Origin of the sequence: Clostridium sp. HBUAS56017, from assembly GCF_007115085.1 — a bacterium.
Classification (GTDB): Bacteria; Bacillota; Clostridia; order Clostridiales; family Clostridiaceae; genus Clostridium; species Clostridium cibarium.
In genome coordinates this window covers 197,741-216,479 of the sequence record NZ_SULK01000003.1, presented here as the reverse complement: position 1 = coordinate 216,479, position 18,739 = coordinate 197,741, and the positions used below count along the sequence as shown (strand labels likewise).

Annotated in this window: 20 protein-coding genes and 1 other annotated feature; of the genes, 17 read left to right on the top strand and 3 right to left on the bottom strand. The window is 28.6% G+C overall.

Annotation, left to right across the window (positions count from 1 at the left end; translation table 11 throughout):
* Positions 1–111 precede the first annotated feature (111 nt).
* Entirely contained in the window at positions 112–453 is a 342-nt protein-coding gene (locus FAY47_RS04755) for a cupin domain-containing protein (RefSeq protein WP_143315281.1), read from the top strand.
* Positions 454–531: 78 nt separating this feature from the next.
* Here FAY47_RS04755 and FAY47_RS04750 read toward each other — a convergent pair whose 3' ends face one another.
* Complete coding sequence (locus FAY47_RS04750; RefSeq protein WP_185966721.1) at positions 532–1,761, bottom strand: FprA family A-type flavoprotein; 1,230 nt, start codon at positions 1,759–1,761, stop codon at positions 532–534.
* A 198-nt stretch (positions 1,762–1,959) separates the two neighbouring features.
* Here FAY47_RS04750 and FAY47_RS04745 point away from each other — a divergent pair, with 198 nt between their 5' ends.
* The 15 genes from FAY47_RS04745 to FAY47_RS04675 all read left to right on the top strand — a co-directional run bounded on the left by FAY47_RS04745 (position 1,960) and on the right by FAY47_RS04675 (position 13,817).
* Positions 1,960–2,736 (top strand): FAD-binding oxidoreductase, encoded by a 777-nt coding sequence (locus FAY47_RS04745; RefSeq protein ID WP_143315277.1) that lies wholly within the window; start codon positions 1,960–1,962, stop codon positions 2,734–2,736.
* A 32-nt stretch (positions 2,737–2,768) separates the two neighbouring features.
* Positions 2,769–4,235, top strand: coding sequence for an NADP-dependent glyceraldehyde-3-phosphate dehydrogenase (locus FAY47_RS04740; protein WP_143315276.1), 1,467 nt, complete (start codon positions 2,769–2,771; stop codon positions 4,233–4,235).
* 173 nt (positions 4,236–4,408) lie between these two features.
* Positions 4,409–5,122, top strand: a complete 714-nt coding sequence (locus FAY47_RS04735) for a Crp/Fnr family transcriptional regulator (RefSeq protein ID WP_143315275.1) — start codon at positions 4,409–4,411, stop codon at positions 5,120–5,122.
* Between the two features lie 159 nt (positions 5,123–5,281).
* The gene (locus FAY47_RS04730; RefSeq protein WP_143315274.1) at positions 5,282–5,698 is read left to right on the top strand and encodes a flavodoxin; all 417 of its coding nucleotides are present in this window, start codon (positions 5,282–5,284) and stop codon (positions 5,696–5,698) included.
* Between the two features lie 87 nt (positions 5,699–5,785).
* A complete protein-coding gene (locus FAY47_RS04725) occupies positions 5,786–6,547 on the top strand; it encodes a SagB/ThcOx family dehydrogenase (protein ID WP_143315273.1) in 762 nt (253 codons plus the stop codon).
* Between the two features lie 69 nt (positions 6,548–6,616).
* A complete protein-coding gene (locus FAY47_RS04720; protein WP_143315271.1) occupies positions 6,617–6,850 on the top strand; it encodes a DUF2249 domain-containing protein in 234 nt (77 codons plus the stop codon).
* Positions 6,851–7,085: 235 nt separating this feature from the next.
* Complete coding sequence (locus FAY47_RS04715) at positions 7,086–7,841, top strand: DUF438 domain-containing protein (protein ID WP_143315270.1); 756 nt, start codon at positions 7,086–7,088, stop codon at positions 7,839–7,841.
* A gap of 250 nt (positions 7,842–8,091) precedes the next feature.
* A complete protein-coding gene (locus FAY47_RS04710) occupies positions 8,092–8,727 on the top strand; it encodes a hypothetical protein (RefSeq protein WP_143315269.1) in 636 nt (211 codons plus the stop codon).
* 25 nt (positions 8,728–8,752) lie between these two features.
* Positions 8,753–9,301 (top strand): hemerythrin domain-containing protein, encoded by a 549-nt coding sequence (locus FAY47_RS04705; RefSeq protein ID WP_143315268.1) that lies wholly within the window; start codon positions 8,753–8,755, stop codon positions 9,299–9,301.
* A 240-nt stretch (positions 9,302–9,541) separates the two neighbouring features.
* Entirely contained in the window at positions 9,542–10,054 is a 513-nt protein-coding gene (locus FAY47_RS04700; protein WP_143315267.1) for a hypothetical protein, read from the top strand.
* A 50-nt stretch (positions 10,055–10,104) separates the two neighbouring features.
* The gene (locus FAY47_RS04695) at positions 10,105–10,662 is read left to right on the top strand and encodes a hypothetical protein (RefSeq protein ID WP_143315266.1); all 558 of its coding nucleotides are present in this window, start codon (positions 10,105–10,107) and stop codon (positions 10,660–10,662) included.
* 34 nt (positions 10,663–10,696) lie between these two features.
* Positions 10,697–11,470, top strand: a complete 774-nt coding sequence (locus FAY47_RS04690; RefSeq protein WP_143315265.1) for a hypothetical protein — start codon at positions 10,697–10,699, stop codon at positions 11,468–11,470.
* Between the two features lie 106 nt (positions 11,471–11,576).
* Positions 11,577–12,140 (top strand): hypothetical protein, encoded by a 564-nt coding sequence (locus tag FAY47_RS04685; protein ID WP_143315264.1) that lies wholly within the window; start codon positions 11,577–11,579, stop codon positions 12,138–12,140.
* An 85-nt stretch (positions 12,141–12,225) separates the two neighbouring features.
* The gene (locus FAY47_RS04680) at positions 12,226–12,981 is read left to right on the top strand and encodes a nitroreductase family protein (protein WP_143315263.1); all 756 of its coding nucleotides are present in this window, start codon (positions 12,226–12,228) and stop codon (positions 12,979–12,981) included.
* 149 nt (positions 12,982–13,130) lie between these two features.
* A complete protein-coding gene (locus FAY47_RS04675) occupies positions 13,131–13,817 on the top strand; it encodes a 4'-phosphopantetheinyl transferase superfamily protein (RefSeq protein ID WP_143315262.1) in 687 nt (228 codons plus the stop codon).
* A gap of 49 nt (positions 13,818–13,866) precedes the next feature.
* Here FAY47_RS04675 and aspS read toward each other — a convergent pair whose 3' ends face one another.
* Entirely contained in the window at positions 13,867–15,156 is a 1,290-nt protein-coding gene (gene aspS / locus FAY47_RS04670; RefSeq protein WP_143315261.1) for an aspartate--tRNA(Asn) ligase, read from the bottom strand.
* A gap of 163 nt (positions 15,157–15,319) precedes the next feature.
* Positions 15,320–15,547, bottom strand: a binding site (T-box leader).
* A 167-nt stretch (positions 15,548–15,714) separates the two neighbouring features.
* Between aspS and FAY47_RS04665 the strand changes: the two genes are divergently transcribed.
* Complete coding sequence (locus FAY47_RS04665) at positions 15,715–17,097, top strand: carbohydrate binding domain-containing protein (protein ID WP_143315260.1); 1,383 nt, start codon at positions 15,715–15,717, stop codon at positions 17,095–17,097.
* A gap of 68 nt (positions 17,098–17,165) precedes the next feature.
* On the opposite strand, the gene FAY47_RS04660 is transcribed toward FAY47_RS04665, so the two are convergent.
* Positions 17,166–18,515: a [Fe-Fe] hydrogenase large subunit C-terminal domain-containing protein gene (locus tag FAY47_RS04660; protein ID WP_143315259.1), complete on the bottom strand. Its 1,350-nt coding sequence runs from the start codon at positions 18,513–18,515 to the stop codon at positions 17,166–17,168.
* Between the last annotated feature and the right edge of the window lie 224 nt (positions 18,516–18,739).

The window sequence follows — 18,739 nt, the reverse complement described above, 5'->3', positions numbered from 1 at the left end:
CTAAAAATTTAGAATTAAAAACCAGTTCAGTGGAGATAATATTATGAGAATAAAGAACTTAGGATTTTTAATTTATTTTAAGCTTAGAATTTCATAAAAGGAGTGAGTTCCATGAAAATAGAGAAAATAACAGAAAAAATGGAGTATAGCGAAGAAAAGTTTACAAAGAAGATACTTTACAATGAGGACAAAGTGCTTTGCTTCATTTTGAATTTTAAACCAGATCAAGGAGTTCCATCTCATAATCATGAAGAAAGTGATCTTATTGTTCATATCCTTGTAGGCCAAGGAGAAATGGTTGTTGAGGGGAAAACTTATAAGGTTCTTCAAGGGGATGTTATACATTGCAAGGGCAAAGAAATGTTTAGTATAAAAAATACGGGGTATAGTGACATGTCATGTTTAGTAATGCTTTCACCAAATCCATCTGCATTATATTCAAAGGAAGTATAAGAAATTAATTCAAATTTAAAAGCACCTTAGAAGATAGTATAAACTAAATCTGAGGTGCTTAATATAAAAATTTATATTTTAAATAGAGCTAAGCAATAAATCAGTAGCATATGTTATAGACTTTTCAATACTTTTAATGCGATTATCATCTGGTTCAAATCTAACCTTTATAGGAAATTCAATATCAGTCATACCAGTACCTTTAACGCAGTTAGAAGTGGTTAACACATTCATATTAGTTTCATTTAGATAATCTTGTATCACTTCTATAGCTTCACCACTCCAACCGTAGGAACCAAAAGCTGCACCTATCTTTGAAGATAGATTTAATGATTTTAGATTTTTCAAAATATCTTCCATATTTCCAATCATATCTCCATATTTGGTGGAGCTGCCAAAGAATATTGCATCTGATTCTGAAATACGATTTAATATATCTTCTTTTGGAGTCCTGTTTACATCAATAATTTCTGAAATTATGTTTTGTTCATTAAATTTTTGATTTATAATAGTTCCCATCTTTTTAGTTCTTCCACTCATAGTAGAGTATAATATCAAGGCTTTTTTATTAGCTGTAGAATTTTTACTCATATTATCATAAATATCAATAAACTTCTGAACATTATCTCTAAGGATAAATCCATGAGATGGAGCTATCATTTCTATATCTAGATCTTTAATTTTATCAATCATATTTTGAACATATCTTCTATGAGGATGCATTATTAATTTGTAATAACCAACAAAGTCATCTGTTATATCTTCTTTTGATAAATCATTAAAATATTCATAATTAGCAATATGAGTACTAAAAATATCGCAAGGGAATAAAATTTTATCATCTTCACAATAAGTAATCATAGTTTCTTCAGTATGAAGATATGGTGTTTCAATAAATTTTAGTGTTTTACCACCTATATCTAATGAATCTCCATTTCTAACTACTAAAAATTCTCTATCATGAAGCTTGTACATTTCCTTTAGTTCATCTACAGCTACTTTTGTACATACAATAGTAGCATTTTTAGCTTTCATAGCTAAAGCTCTAAGAGCACCAGAATGGTCAGGTTCAGTGTGATTAATTACAATATATTGAATCATGTCAAGATCTATAATGTTTTTTAAGTTTTCAACATATTCTTTCCCAAAACTTATATCTACTGTATCAATTACTGTTGGTTTTTCAGTCATTAATAAGTAACTATTATATGTAGTCCCCTTAGTTAAAGTTAATCTGTGGAAAGGCACATCTCTATCATCTACTTTACCTATCCAATAAGTATTTTTATTTAGCATAATATTATTCATTATTTTTTCCTCCTGAATTTATTAATTTTTGCATTTTGTTTTGCCATGGCTTAATTCTATGCTTATTTAATTTATAAAAATATGACTGAAATCAAATTTTAAAATTTGATTTAAATCATATTACGATCAATTTTATAAAGATATAATAGTGCCAAGGTTTTAGTAAAACCAATTTAAAAGAAACGAGAGGAGCTTAAGATGATAGAAAATAAGTTGCTAGATTTAGAAAATACATGGAAAGGGTTTAAAGACTGTATAGTATATAAAATAATAAAAGAAGATGAGAGAGTTACATCATTATATATAAAATCTTTAGATGGAGGTAAGCTTCCAGGTTTTACAGCTGGTCAATTTATTGCTGTTAGAATGAAAAATCAAGATAATACATACACTAAACCAAGGCAATATACACTATCTTTAAATTCAAATGAAGAGTTTTATAGAATAAGTGTAAAAAGTGAGGAAAATGGATTCTTAAGTAAGAAGCTATGCAATGAGATTCAAATAGGAGATAAGATTCAAATAACAGTGCCTATTGGAAATTTTGTATTAAAAAACGGTGATGAACCACTAGTATTAATAGGGGGAGGGATAGGAGTGACGCCGATGCTTGCCATGGCTTATGATGCAGTAAAGAGCGGAAGAAAGATATACTTAATTTATAGTATCCCAAATTCAAAGAACCATAGCTTTAAGGAAGAAATAAATGACCTTAGTAAGAATAATAAAAACTTAATAACCACAGTATTTTATACACGACCTGAAGAAAATGATGTGTTATTAAAAGATTTTGATATAAGTGGAAGAATTTCATTAGAATGGATGCAAGAAACTCTACCAAAGAATGGTGAATTTTATTTTTGTGGACCATTAGAATTTATGAAAGCTATTTATAAGAATTTAGTAAAGATAGGTATTGGAAAAGAAAATATAAACTATGAGATGTTTAAATCCGGAGAAGATATAACAAAATAGTAAAACTTTAATAAGTAGGAGGAATAACAAATATGTTAAATAATATTAGAGATGAAAAAGGTAATTTTAAGAATTTGATAAATGGAGAATGGGTACAATCAATAGGGGGGAACTTTATCCATATAAAATCCCCACTTGACGATTCATTTCTTGGAAGTGTTCCAGCTATGACAAAAGAAGAGGTTGATGTAGCTGTAAAAACTGCTAAGGAAGCTCAAAAAAGATGGAGAGACACTGCTATTTATGAGAGAGCTGAAATTCTTTATAGAGCTGCAGATATTATACTTGAAAATGAAGCTGAGTTATCATATCTTATGATGATGGAAATTGCTAAGGATAGAAAAAGCTGTAGATCAGAGGTTTCAAGGACAGCAGATTTTATTAGATTTACAGCAGATACAGCTAAAAATTTATCTGGAGAAAGCATTCCAGGGGGAAGTTTTCCAGGTTTTAAAAATAATAAAGTATCAATTGTAAAAAGAGAACCATTAGGAGTGGTACTTGCAATATCTCCTTTTAACTATCCTGTTAATTTAGCAGCATCCAAAATAGCACCAGCACTTATGGCAGGTAATTCGGTTGTATTTAAACCAGCTACTCAAGGAAGCTTATGTGGATTATATTTAGCAAAGATATTTGAGGCAGCAGGAACTCCAGCTGGTATATTAAACACAGTTACAGGAAAAGGTAGCGAAATAGGAGATTATATAACAACTCATAAAGGAATAGATTTTATTAACTTTACTGGAAGCACAGAAATAGGAAAAAGAATTTCTGAAATAACTTCTATGGTTCCGCTTTTGATGGAGTTAGGAGGAAAAGATGCAGCGATAGTTTTAAAGGATGCTGATTTAGACTTAGCAGCAAGTAATATAGTAGCAGGTGGATACTCATACTCAGGGCAAAGATGTACAGCTGTAAAAAGAATTTTAGTTGTAAATGAGGTTGCTGATAAGCTTATAGAAAAAATAAAAGAAAAGATGAAAAAACTAACTGTAGGAAATCCATTAGAAAAAGATGTTGATGTCGTTCCATTAATAAATTCAAAAGCAGCAGATTTTGTTTGGCAATTAATAGAGGAAGCTGAGGAAAAGGGAGCTAAACTAATTGTAGGTGGAAAAAGAGAAGGCAATTTAATTTATCCAACACTTTTTGATAGAGTGACTACTGAAATGAGACTTGCATGGGAAGAGCCATTTGGACCAGTACTTCCGATAATAAGAGTAAATGATGTAGATGAAGCTATTGAAATAGCAAATAAATCGGAATATGGACTTCAAGGAGCTGTATTTACAGAAAATATAAACGATGCTTTTTATATAGCTGATAAGCTAGAAGTTGGAACAGTTCAAGTAAATAATAAAACAGAGAGAGGTCCAGACCATTTTCCATTCCTTGGAGTAAAATCTTCTGGTATGGGAACACAAGGTGTTAGATATTCTATAGAAGCAATGACAAGGCATAAAGCAACTGTAATAAATTTATCTAGCAATAAATAAATTTTAAATATATGCTCAAAGGATAATTAATTTTGTCTTTTGAGTGTTTTTTATTATAATATAATTAATAAAATTGTTTCTTGAAATATATTAGCAAAGTAATAATTGATATGCTATAAAAATTGAAGAATATAAATATTTATTATATATGCATAGTTTAAGGAGATGAGATTGTGAATAAGGAATGTGGAAATTGTTGCAATAATTGTAGGGGAGAACTTTGTGCAAGTAAGGTACCTATATTTGAAAACTTAGATGGTGAAGAATTAGTAGAAATAGTTAAAACAATTAATCATAAAGAATATGCCAAAGGTGATGTAATATTTAGTGAAGGTGATGTAGCAAGTACACTTTATTTTATTAATGAAGGTAAAATAAAAATATATAAATATACTAAAGACGGGAAGGAACAAATATTATACATACTTTCGGAAGGAGACTTTTTTGGAGAATTAGATCTTATAAAACCTTCTAAATATGGATTTAATTCAAAAGCAATAGTGGATACTAAAATATGTACTCTTAGTAAGGATGAAATGAAAGATCTAATGGTGAGAAATCCTGAAATAAGCATTAAAGTATTAGAAACTGTAGGAGAAAGATTATCTAATGTGGAGAATCTTGCACAAAATTTAGCTACAAATGATGTAGATTCTAGAATGGCATATTTATTGATAGATTTGTTAGAAAAGTACGGGGAAATTACTGATAAAAATGTATCTATAATGTTACCTCTATCAAGAGAAGATATGGCAAATTATATAGGTGTAACTAGAGAAACTATAAGCAGAAAGTTAAAGAAATTTGAAGACGAAGAGCTTATTAAAATTGAGGGACCAAAAAATATCATAATTTTAGATGAAGAAGGAATAAAAGATTATATTTAATAAAAATCCATTGTTATTTAGATGACAATGGATTTTTTATATTAGAAATTAATTGAGATTTGATTTCAATCACATAATGTTTTCCAAATAATAATTATAATAAAGTCAGAAGTTAGAAAAAACATTCAATTAATTAAGATATATTAGGAGGAAAACATTATGAAAATAATTTATTGGAGTCAAACAGGAAATACAGAGAAAATGGCTAGTTTAATAAAGGAAGGAATTGAATCAGAAGGAAAAAAAGCTGAATTAGTTCAAGTATCAGAAGTATCTCTAGAGGATGTTAAAAATGAAGAAATACTTATTTTAGGATGTCCATCTTCTGGAGCAGAAGAATTAGAAGAAATAGATATGGAACCTTTTGTTCAATCCTTAGAAGGGAATATAAATGGTAAGAAAGTAGCTCTATTTGGATCATGGGGATGGGGAAATGGTGAATGGATGCTTGAATGGGAAAGTAGAATGAAATCTTATGGAGCAGAGCTTATAAGTGAAGGATTAACAGTGCAGGAATATCCAGAAGGTGAAGATGAAGAAAAATGTATAGATTTTGGAAAAAGAATAGCAAAATAATTTAATACAAAGGTATGTAACATGTGTTACATACCTTTGTTGTATATTTTGATAAGATAAACCTAAGGATATGAAAGGGGAATTTTTATGAAAAGATATGAAGAGCAAAGAGTTTTTTTGAAATCAAATTTTGATGAATTCAAAAATGTAAAGACAGATAAGATGAAGGGAATACCGGAGCCTTCTAGAACTAAAGGTTATGATAAATCTTCTAAATTTATTGATCTTCCAGAAGTAAATGAAGGAGTTTTGAAAAATTCTAATATTCATGATTGTATAAAAAATAGAAGAAGCACAAGATTTTATGCGGATGAAAATATTAGTATTGAAGAATTATCTTATTTATTATGGGCTACACAAGGTATTACTCAAACTAATAAAGCTGGACTTACACTTAGAACAGTGCCTTGCAGTGGAGCAACACATTCTTTTGAAACATATCTATTTATTATGAAAGTCCATAATCTAAAGAACGGATTATATAGATATCTTCCATTTGAACATAAACTTTTATTTTTATCAGAATTAGATGGGATAGAAAATAGAATAGACGAAATAACCCTTGATCAACCTTTTGTACCTAACTTTACGAAAAAGGCAGCAGTCTTATTTGCATGGAGCACAATACCATATCGCTCAGAATGGAAGTTTGATACTACGGCTCATAAGAAGATTTTAATAGATGTTGGACATGTATGTCAGAATCTATATTTAGCTAGTGAGTCCATAGGGGCAGGAACTTGTGCCATAGGTATATATGACCAAAAGATGATAGATGGTATTTTAGGCTTAGATGGAGATGAAGAATTTGTAATATATGTTGCTGCCGTTGGTAAAAAGCAAAGATAATAAACTACATTAAAAGCATAATTACAAGGAATAATAAATTTAATCAAAGAAAAAGAGGAGGAATTTAATATGTCAAGTTTTGCAGCTACAGTAGATGTAAGAAAATATGAACCTAAGGATAAACGTCCTACAATTTTTAGAACTTTTGAAAGTTTAGCACCAGGAGAAAAAATGGAGCTTATAAATGACCATGATCCTCGTCCATTATACGATCATTTTAATGTGGAGATTCCAAATCAATTTGAATGGAACTACTTAGAAGAAGGACCAGAAGTTTGGAGAATAGAAATTACTAAAAAATAAATCCTTAAGTGAAAGATGAAAAAATCTTTCACTTAAATTTTAATTAAATAATGTAGGTGCTTATGGTAGTTGTATATAAGGAGTCATATCAATTTAGCACTTATAATCTACATATTAGTATTGGCTGTAGATAAAAATAATTATCAATTTTGATTTAAATCATATTTTAAAAAGATAAAGTACATTAGAATTTAACTATAGAAATTTTTAATTTACATATAAGGAGAAGTTAATTATGGATAAGAATAAAATAGAGAATTTAACTGAAGTTTTAGAAAAACTAAATCAAGGAGGAGTAACAGAAGAGTTAAGAAAAGAAGCTTTAGATATAGTATCAAATATAAGTCCTGTTGAACTTTCAATAGCAGAACAAAATTTAATAGAAAAGGGTATGAATCCACAAGATTTAAGACATCTTTGTGATATTCATATGGAAGTTTTAAAAGATGAACTTGAGAAAATGAAAACCAATATAGATCCAGAGCATGTTGTTTATACCTTTGTAGAAGAACATGAAAAGATTCTTGGTTTTCTAACAGAACTTGAGGAACTAAACACAAGAATTCAAAAACTTAAAAGCTATGATAAAAGCTTAAAAGAGTTTGAAGAATTAAAGACTGTTTCAGAAAATATATTAGATGCGGAAAAACATCACCAAAGAGAAGAAAAAGTATTGTTTACTGAAATGGAAGATAGACAAATAACTGGCCCAACTAGAATTATGAGAATGGAACATGATGATTTAAGAGCTAAAAAGAAGGTTTTAAAAGATTTGGCTTATAATGTTTCTACAATAGATTTTAATGAATTTAAGGAAAAGGTAGATGAAACAGCTAAATATATTATATTTAATTTAAGAGATCATATATTTAAAGAAAATTATATTCTATATCCTACAGCAATAGAATCTATAAAAGAAAAAGCTACTTGGGAAGATATGAAAAAAAGATGTGACGAAATAGGATACTGTGGTTTTACTCCGAACAAATAGTTTTAGGATAATATTAAGAGGATTGAAAGAAAAGTTTCAATCCTCTTTCTTATATAATAGATAAATTTAGGAAAAGAAAAAAACATGTAACAAATGTTACTGAATTAATTGCTGATTTTATACTATACTATTAACAGAGACATTTTACAATGATTTGCCTAAGGTTGCTTAGAAAGAAAAGTTTATTTAATAAATCATAAATATGAAATAATACAACTTAAGGAAAAAGTTTAAATAAGGAGGAAAGATTATGAGTTTATTTTTAGGAAAAATTCATTATTGGTTATTTAATAAAATAGTTTGGTTTGAAAATTTAGAAGAGGTAATAATAGATTTAGCCAAAGAAGAAGGATTAGATACAGAAAGCTTAAAGAAAGTTATAGTAGGTAAATATGGTGAAAGAACACCAAATCTTCCACTAGAGGAAATGATTGATACAAGCAACATACATGGATGGCTTCAAGGGAAAATTCACTCAGCAGAAGGAAGAATGGCTGCATGGACAACTGAACTGTTAAAAAATGGTGATGAAGTTAAGGCAAAACTAGAAGATATTTATATAAAGCAAGGAATAAAAGCTGCTGAAGAACTAAGGGAAAATGGAGGAGCGATAGGAACAGCTCCAGATATATTTAATGCAATAAATGATTATATATTGGATGGAATGCCATGTGATAGAGTAAATGAAGTTGTAGAATCAGATGAAAATAAAGTTTCTTGGGTAAGAACTTTATGTGTTCATAAAGATATCTGGGATCAGGAACAAGGAGATGTGAACTTTTTCTACTACTTAAGAAGTTTGTGGGTTAAATCATTTGTAAGTAAAGTAAATGAGGAATTTGAATATTTAGAAGAAAATGAGTCTATGACAATTAGAAGAAAATAAGTAATTACTTAAGGAGGTAAATACTATGAATGCATTAGAACTAATGATAGATGAGCATAAATATATAAAAAGAATGTTGCTAGTAGTTAGAAAAGCATGTTATAAAATAGTTAATGGTGAAGAAGTTAATTATGATGATTTTTATTCTATTGTAGATTTTATAAGAAATTTTGCAGATAAGCACCATCATGGAAAAGAAGAACAATTTCTTTTTAATAAAATGATTGATGAGATTGGAGTAACTGCTGAAAAGTTAGTTAAACATGGAATGTTAGTTGAACATGATTTAGGAAGACTTTATATGAGTGAGTTATGTACTGCATTGGAAGATTTAAAGGCAGGTAAAGACGAAGCTAAGATTGATATAATAGGTAGTGCAATGTCTTATGCAAATCTTCTTACAAGACATATAGACAAGGAAGATGGGGTTGTCTATAAATTTGCAGAAAAACAGTTATCTTCTGAAACTTTAGATGATTTAAATGCTAACTGCAAGGCTTTTGAAGATGATAATTCTGAAGATAGAGAAAAGTATATTAAAGTATTAGAAACTTTAGAAACAAAATATCAATAAATTTATAACCTTATAAAAATTCTGAGATTTATCTCAGAATTTTTTTTATATTTAATAATACTATTAAATAATATGTTTATAAGGCAAATTAAACAGCTAGGTAACTATAAGTACATATATTGACATAACCATTTAAAATTCAACTTAAATAAAAGAAATTTTTAAATTAATTAGAAAAGTAGGAATTTTTAAAGCAATTTAGAAATAATATCTACAGTAACGCTTATTAGGGGGAGTTTTATGAAGCAAACGCTATTGAGTAAGATGGCAATAGTATCTATCTTTACCTTTAGTTTTTTATCTTTAAGAGTTTCTGCATATGAAATGAAGCTAAACACAAAAGAGCATGGTAGTGAAGCTAGAGAAGTGAAGGTCAATTTTAACATTCCAGATACTTATACTTTCACAATACCAGAATCAATAGATATAGATTATCCATCATTAGAAGGTGGTGTATGTATAAAAGTAGATAATTCTCATTTGCAAAAAAATTATGGTATTAGTGTTAAGGTAAAAGGGAAAAATGATGAATTCAAATTTATCTCAAATGAAGGAAATAGCATTCCTTATAAGTTGATTGATGAAGGAAATAAGGAGGTTACTAGTGGAGCTATAGCTGCAAACTTTACTAACGAAAAAGAAAGTCCTAAAGAAAGAAATTTTAAGATTAAAGTGGATGAAAAAGATATATTATATGCTGGAAACTATAAAGATAGTATGGTTTTTGATATTGCAGTAAATAAGTTATCTTAAATAAAGTGATAAAGATAAAAATAATAATTATATAATAAAGGAAGGTTTATATGAAAAAGAAAATAATCACAATGTTAACCATTTCTACTTTGTTGATATTTGGAACTGTTAGTAATGCACTTGCCGCTGGAACAGGTGAAAAACAAGTTTTCCCAGCAAAAGATAAAGAGGATGCCAAAGGTAGCGTTTTGATAAATGCTGAGGTAGATGCAAGTTATATGGTAAGCATTCCAACGGAAGTTGATTTTAGTAAAATTAAGAAAGCTCCACAGGGGGCTACTGGTAGTGATGCTTATGTAGAATCTGGAATTCAAGTTAAACTTAATGAATGCACTGGTTTTAGAAGAGTCACAGTAGGAGTAGCTACAGACAATGATTTCTATTTAAAAGGTATTGATCCTATAAGCGATGATAATAAAATAAAGTATTCTCTTGTAGATTCAAGTAATAACGCAGTATCAGGTAGTAATATAGGAACATTAGATTTAAGTGATAGTGGCAAAATTAAAGATTATAAGATTAGGTTAGATACAACAGATGTAAAATATGTTGGAAAATATAGTGGAACATTGAATTTTATATTCGATGCTGAAGAAAAAATAGATTAATATATATGTAAACTTTATTTAAGGGAGGTATTTTATGAAGGATAGAATTCAATTTAATGGTGTCCCTTTGGAGAATTATTCAATTTATTATAATATAGATAAAGATAGGTCGGTTAGATGCTATTCTAGAAAACAAATTAGGGCTTTATATCCTAAAAATAACTTTAAAATTGTTGGTGAATATCCTCCTAAGAAAGAAAGTTTTGCAGATATTTATATTAACAATATAAAGCTACCAATAGGCGAGTATGGAAAAATGAGTCCATTAATCTACTCACCAAAGGGATATATAGAATGTGAAGGCGAAAAAAATTCTTATGTAGTACTAAAAAAGAATTTACTGCCATTACGGATAGTGATCACACTAATATGTTTAGCTATTATTTTATTTGGTATTTATTATGCTAGTAATTTAGATGATAGCAAGACACAAGATTCTATTATAGATATAGATCCAAATGCAATAGATAATGATCCTAATAGCCAAGTAAATACTAGCGGAAATGGAATTCAAATTCCAGGTTTTAAAATACTAAATATTGCGGCTGATAATAAAAATGCACAAGTAGGTTTTAGCAATCCACAGGGTAATCCTTGCTATTTTGTAGTAAGTTTAATATTAGAAGATGGTACAGAACTTTACAAATCAAAAATGATCCCTCCTGGCAAAGGAATATATAATATTTTACTTGAAAAAACTCTTCCCAAAGGCGAATACAATGGTATATTAAAATATGAAACTTATGGAGTAGATGGATTAAACCCTATGAATGGAGCTAATTTAAAATTGACAGTGGCTGTGAAATAATCAAAAGGGAGTTATTTATAGAAATTAATTATATATTCTAAAAATAACTCCTTTTATTATAAAATACTCAGTTACTAATTAATTTATGTGTAAAAAGGAGAAATAAATGAAAAGGTTATTAATTGCTTTAGGGTTATCCATAACTTTTATTCTAAATCTATTTAGCTTTTCAGTAGCTGCAAATGAAGAGCAAAAGATAGAAATTAATTTGGGTATTAAGGGAAGATACACAGTATATATTCCTTCAAAAGTTGAATTTGGAAAGGATGAAATAAAAAATAGTAATAACTATATCTCAAAAGACGTAAATATAATAGTTGACAATAACAATTTTATAATTAATGATCTTAAGGTAAAGGTAAGTAATGATAATAATTTTTTATTAGTTGGAGAAAGAAAAAAGAGTATAGAATTTTCTCTATATGACAAAAAATTTGATGAAAATAATTTAGAATTGAATAGATTAAAAAAAGGAGATTATATAGATATGAGGGCACAATATGAATTGGACGATTTTTGGGCAATTATTGAGTGGTTTATTAGAAACTTTTTCAATAGAACTTTGGTAAATGCTAAATATGGACAATGCTTAGTTGTATTGGATAAAAATAAAATTTACAATAGGGGGAAATTTACTGGTTCATTAACTTTTCAATTTGAAGTATCTTAAAAGAAATCTCTTAATTTAAAATAATTTTGAATTATCAATAAATATGTTTTAAAATAAAAGAAAAGTTTAATTAGGAGAGATAAATATGGAAATAGATAATAAATGGTTTGATGCAATAAGCATTAGAACTTCTAGAAGAAAATATGAGTTTAAAGATATTGAAGTTGAAAAAATAGATAAAATCCAATCTCTAATAGAAAAAGTGAATAAAGAAAGTGGACTAAAATTTAAATTTGTTGAAGATGCTTCTAAGGTATTAAATGGATTTAAGGCATCCTACGGTATGTTAAGTGGGGCTAAATCCTTAATTGCTTTAGCAGGTGATGCTAATATGAGAGATTTACAAAGAAATATAGGATATTATGGTGAATTAGTTGTATTAGAATGTACTAGTTTAGGATTAGGGACATGTTGGGTTGGAGGAACATATAACAAGGAAGCTTGCAGAAGAAGTATTAATCTTCAAGATAATGAAGAGTTGTTATGTATAATTGCTGTTGGATATGTTAATGAGGAGAAGTCATTTAAAGAAAAATTGGTAGCAAAAATAAATAAGAAAACTCAAAATTTTGATGAAGTTCTTGTTGAAAAAGATGGTGAGATTCCAAGTTGGGTAAAGAGTGGAATTGAAGCTAGTATGTTAGCTCCATCTGCTATGAATAAGAGACCAATAGCTTTTATTTACACTCAGGGAAAGATTAAAGCTTTTGCGTGCAGGAAGAATCATAATGTTGAAGATATAGACCTTGGAATTTCAATGGCGCATTTTGAAATTGGTGCATTTAAGGAAGGTTATAAAGGTGAGTGGCAAGTAGTAAATGGTGAAAATGTATTTAGTTAATCTCTGTAATTTACTACTTTATAAAAGCGTAGGGCTAAGTTCTACGCTTTTAATACATGTTTGAAAAAGATTAATATATTTAATACAATAGAGATATAAGCAATTATTATATATTATGTGGTAAATTTGAAGGGGAAATAGGAGAGGGAATGGAAGTATATATTTTTAATATAGATGAAATTTTAGATATATTTGATTTTAAGAAATTTTATGATTTTGTAGATAAAGATAAAAGAAAAAAAATACAAAAATTTAGAAGAGATGAAGATAAAATACGTTCATTAGTAGGAGAAGCTTTAGCGAGAATTAAAATATGTGAAAAGTTAGGATGCAAGAATTTCAATATAAAATTTGAACACAATGAGTATGGAAAACCATATATAAAAGAGAATATAGAATTTAACATATCACATTCTGGCAGTTATGTTATTGTTGCTATTGATGATTGTGCCCTTGGAATAGACATTGAAGAAATGAAAGAAATTGAATTTGAAGGCATAGCGAAGGGGTATTTTGATGAAAGTGAGTATAATTGGATAATTAATCATGATAAAGAAAAACAAAAAAAATGCTTTTATAAATTATGGACTTTAAAAGAAAGTTACGTAAAATACGTAGGAAAAGGCTTAAGTATAGGATTTAACTCTTTTAAATTTAATATTGACGAAAATAGAAATATTCTTGAGATAGATAGTGATAGCGAGGATATATATTTTAAAAATTATGACATGTTGGACAAGTATCAATTATCAGTATGTTCAAAAAAAGATGAAGTGATACTAAAAGAAGTTGATTATAAATTTCTTTGTGAAATGATGAAAAAGTATGAAGAATAAAGATAGCACTTAAAGAAGATTATATCTTTAAGTGCTATTTCTTAATTTACTAGGGAATTAATCTTGTTCTATCTCTTGGAATAAGGCTTGCTTCTCTTATATTATTTAAGCCTAAAAGTTGACATGTAATTCTTTCAAGTCCGATAGCTAATCCCCCGTGAGGTGGCATTCCATATTTAAAGTTATCAGTGTAACTTTTGTAGTTGTCAGGATTTAGTCCTTTAAGTTTTATATTTTGGATCAACATGTCATGGTTATGAATTCTTTGTCCACCAGTTGTAATTTCAACACCTCTAAATAATAAATCGAAACTATGGGTTAATTGATTTCCATCAGGCATAGTGTACATAGGTCTCTTTTTTCTTGGATAATGAGTTAAGAATATAAAATCACAGTTTAATTTTTCTTTAGCATATTTACATATAAGTTTCTCGCCTTCAGGATCCAAGTCTTCCTTTAAATCAGTTTTATTATATTCAGCTTTTAATATATTAATAGCGTGACTTAGTTTCATTCTTGGTATATTACTATTAATTACTGGTATTTTAGCCTTTAAAAAGTTTACATAATCTTTTCCTTTGTTTGTGACTTTGTTTAAAATAAATTTTAGTAGCTTTTCTTCTAAGTTCATAATATCATTTTCATCTTCAATAAATCCCATTTCTAAATCCATACTTATATATTCATTTAAATGTCTAGCAGTATTATGCTCTTCAGCTCTATATACATGACCAATTTCGAATACTCTTTCAAACCCTGCACCTACCATAAGTTGCTTATAAAATTGAGGGCTTTGGCATAAGTAAGCTTCATTTTCAAAATATTTCAATTTAAAGATTTCTGATCCGCCTTCTGCACCTTCCTTAACAATTTTAGGAGTGGATATCTCAGTAAAGCCTTCTAGAGTAAGGTATTCTCTAAATGCATCGGATATAATATTCTGAATTTTAAATATGGAATTTATAGTTTCATGTCTTAAACTTAGCATTCTATTATTTAGTAAAGTGTCTAAGTTTATATCTAAAGACTTTTTATTTATTTCTATTGGTAATTCATTTTTAGATAAATTAAGCATGGTTAATTCTTCTACTGATATTTCAAAAGGATTTAAATTGTTTTTACTGCTTTTTATAGTTCCAGAAATTGAAACTACTGATTCCAAAGTTATTTCCAAAGAATTTATTTTTTCATTTTCTATAACTGCTTGTAGTAGACCAGTTCTATCTCTTATTATCAAGAAAGTTATAGATTTTAGTTTTCTTATACTATGAATCCATCCTTTAATCAAAACTTTATCATCTATATATTCATTTAATTTATTTATCATTATTCTTTTCATATAAAACACTCCTTAATCAAATAAAAATGCCCCTTAAGTTATTTACTAACTTAAGGGGCGAGTATTATCGCGGTACCACCCTTATTGATTTAGTTAAAAACAATTGAAAGTCTAATACTAGTATAAAATTGGCCACTTCTATACTAAAAAAACTTTCACTTCATATAGAAGTGAAAGCTAAAATTCACGGTACCATTCTACTTTAATAAAAGTTTAAAACTTAAATCATCTCGAGATCCTTGTAACGGAGGAATCCGACTTATCCTATTAAAGATTTCAGATAAGCTTCTCCAGGATGTCATTCAATATAACTTTTCTCATAGAGCTTCCACCAACCTCTATTCGCTTTGGATACTAAGATTATATTTACTATTCCCTTCAAAGAATTTGTAATTTAAATTATTAATATGATAAACCTTAAAGAAATATTTGTCAATAAGTAATTTAAGAAGGAATTTATGATGAAAAGAAGTCTTTTCACGATATATCCATTGAAAAAGAGGTATAGTCAAATATAATCAAAATGAGAACCTATAAATAGAAAAGGGAGGAATATTTGTGAGTTTAAAGCAAAAAGGTAAAATGTCACTCTTTATGGCGTGTACAATGATAGTTAGCTTAGTACCCAATTCATTAAGTGTCAGTGCGGCAACAGATGATAAGCTTATTTATGAAAATAATTTTGAAAAAGGTAAGGGACCAGATGAAGTTGCAGGCGTAATTACAAAAGAGGACGTGTCCGTTGTTTCTTTAGTGAAAGGCAATAATGCACTTAAATTTAAATCTAAGTTTGATGGTAGTGATAACTGGGAAACTAACAAGCATGAACTTGCTTTTTATAAAGAATATAGTAAAAAAATATCAAAGGATTCTACTTTACAATTTGATATTTTAGTACCTACTGATGAAAAGGTATATGATGGACAAATAAAATATATAGGAGGATTAGGTACACATGATAAGTCAACAGATAAATGGGGATGGGTAGGTACAAGCTATGGAGATATAAATTCATCTGATTTTGTGGACTTAGGTAATGGATATTCATCAAAAAGCGTTACAGTAAAATTAAACGATAACATAAATGTAGATCTATTTAAGGTGGATTTACAAATAGTTTCATATAATTGTAATTATAATGGTGATATTTATTTAGATAATATAAAGTTAATATCATCTAATCTTCCGGAAAAAGTAGAAGTCCCAGCGGTAGTTGATGATTTTGAAGGATATGGCGGTGAAGATAAATTACTTGAAAAGGAATGGAAAACTAACGCTGGAGATGGATGTTCAGTAATCCCTAAACTTGTGAAAGATGGGACAGGCAATCATGATTTAGAGTTTAATTATAAAATTTCAACTGAGAAAGTTACAGAAGGATGGGCAGGCATAACCAAGGATAAAAAAGTGGATTGGTCAAGCTTTAATTCATTACAATTCTGGTGCACTCCAGATGGGAAAGGACAAAAACTAGCTATACAAATTACTTCAAATGGAGAAGATTTTGAAGTTAATATGCCTGAATTTGCAAGTACAACTAGCGAAAGTTTAATAACTATACCTTTTAGTAAGTTTAAAGGCAAAAAAGGTGGAACATTAGATTTAAGTAAAATAGAGAGAATAGGGATATGGTGTAATACTATTCCTAAAAATTCAGAAGGTCATTGGACAGTTGATTCAAAAATGTATTTTGATGATATAAAAGCTGTTTATGTTGTTAGTGATGAAGAAAAGGAAAAGTTGATTCAAGACTCAACAGATCTAATACGGGTGGCAGTTTCCAATAAGAATCAAGAGGATTTAGATAAAGCTCAAGAAATGATAAAGAAGATACCAGGATGTTCAGAGAAGGATGCACTTCAAAATAGATTAGATACTGTTAAGGATAGGCTAAAGCAAAATAATATAAGAAAGTTATTGTTTAAGCTAATAAATATGTAATATGATTACTATATAAATTTAGTAAAATAGAGATAGTATTGATGGTACTATCTCTATTTATATAGATATTAAAATTCTCTTTCAAATATAGAAACTTTGTCTTTATCTTCAAAATCCTTTATGGAGTTTATTCCAAGTTTACCTAAGACTTCGTCCATGGATTCGCTATGAAGTGCTACTTTTATTGGGGAAGCTAAGGCATACTCATCAACAGCCCTTTTGCCTTCAACTGGTGATACTATTTTTTTAGGTCCGCCTACACATCCACCAGGACAACCCATTCCTTCTAAAAAGTTCGCATCAATTTTTCCTTCTAGAGCATTATTAAGAAGTTCTTTGCAATCTTTTATTCCATTTGCTTGAACAGCTTTAAAGTATTTATGTTTTTCAGGGTATAATTCTTCTATGACTTCAGAAACAGCAATGGAAACACCACCAGTACGAGCATAAAGGCGACCTCCCTTTGAAGCATATTCTTTTGTTGGAATTCCTTTTAGCTTACTTGGCTTGATTTCTAAGGCTTTAAAGATTTCATTAAGCTCTTGGAAGGTTAAAACAAAATCTATGTCCCCTAATAAATCTTTTTCTTTAGCTTCTGCTTTTTTTGCTATACAAGGACCTATAAATACTACCTTAGCATCTTTGTTTAATTTTTTTATAACTCTACCAGCTGCAATCATAGGTGAAACAGATGGTGATAAATCCTTAACTAGTTCACCATAAACTTTTCTTAGCATTCCTACCCACATTGGACAACAGCAAGAAGTTATCATTAAATCATTTGGCCCATGAATGTGTTTATCAAATTCTATAGCTTCCTTGACAGTTAGCATATCTGCTGTAAAAGCAACTTCAATCATATCAGAAAAACCTATTTTTATAAGTGCAGATCGAAGTTGATCTATAGTAACATCTTCACCAAACTGCCCCATTATGGCAGGTGCTACTGCAGCTATAACCGTTTCATTTTCTTTTAATAAGTTCATAATAGGTATAAACTCAACGCTATCAAGAATTCTTCCATGGTCGCAGGAATCTATACAAACTCCACAACTAGTACAAAGATCGCTGTCTATTATAGTGGCTTTTTTATCTTTGTCGTAATAAATGGCATCAAATGGACAAGACCTTTGACAGCTGAATTTATCGTCTTCTCCTTTTGAGCAATTTAAATTACAGGAATCAAGTTTTTGAATTAAATTTTTACTTACAGAGTAATGAGTTATAGCTTTTTTTAAATTATAAACATAGTTATTGTCAAATTCTATATCCACACCACATAAAGAAGATACTATTTTAAATGTCTCCTGCGGTGATATTTCATGGCATACCATAATTCGTGTTAGTGTTTCATCAAAAGTCCCTTCATAATAAGATTTAACCAATGTATCAAAAAGTTCAACATGCTTATTATTCATTAATTTACCTCCAATTATATTTCATAACTATAGTATGTATTAATTTAGAAAAAATTATATTCTATTTTTATTTTACCCATCTTTTTTTAAACATAACATAATGGTTTATTATTGATTTCTCTAATTACTTCTTTAATATTAAATTTTTTTATTTATAAATATTAGAGTATTATTTTATGTGCAATTAAGGTAAGCATAAATAATTGAATAGTATTTTATTGTAA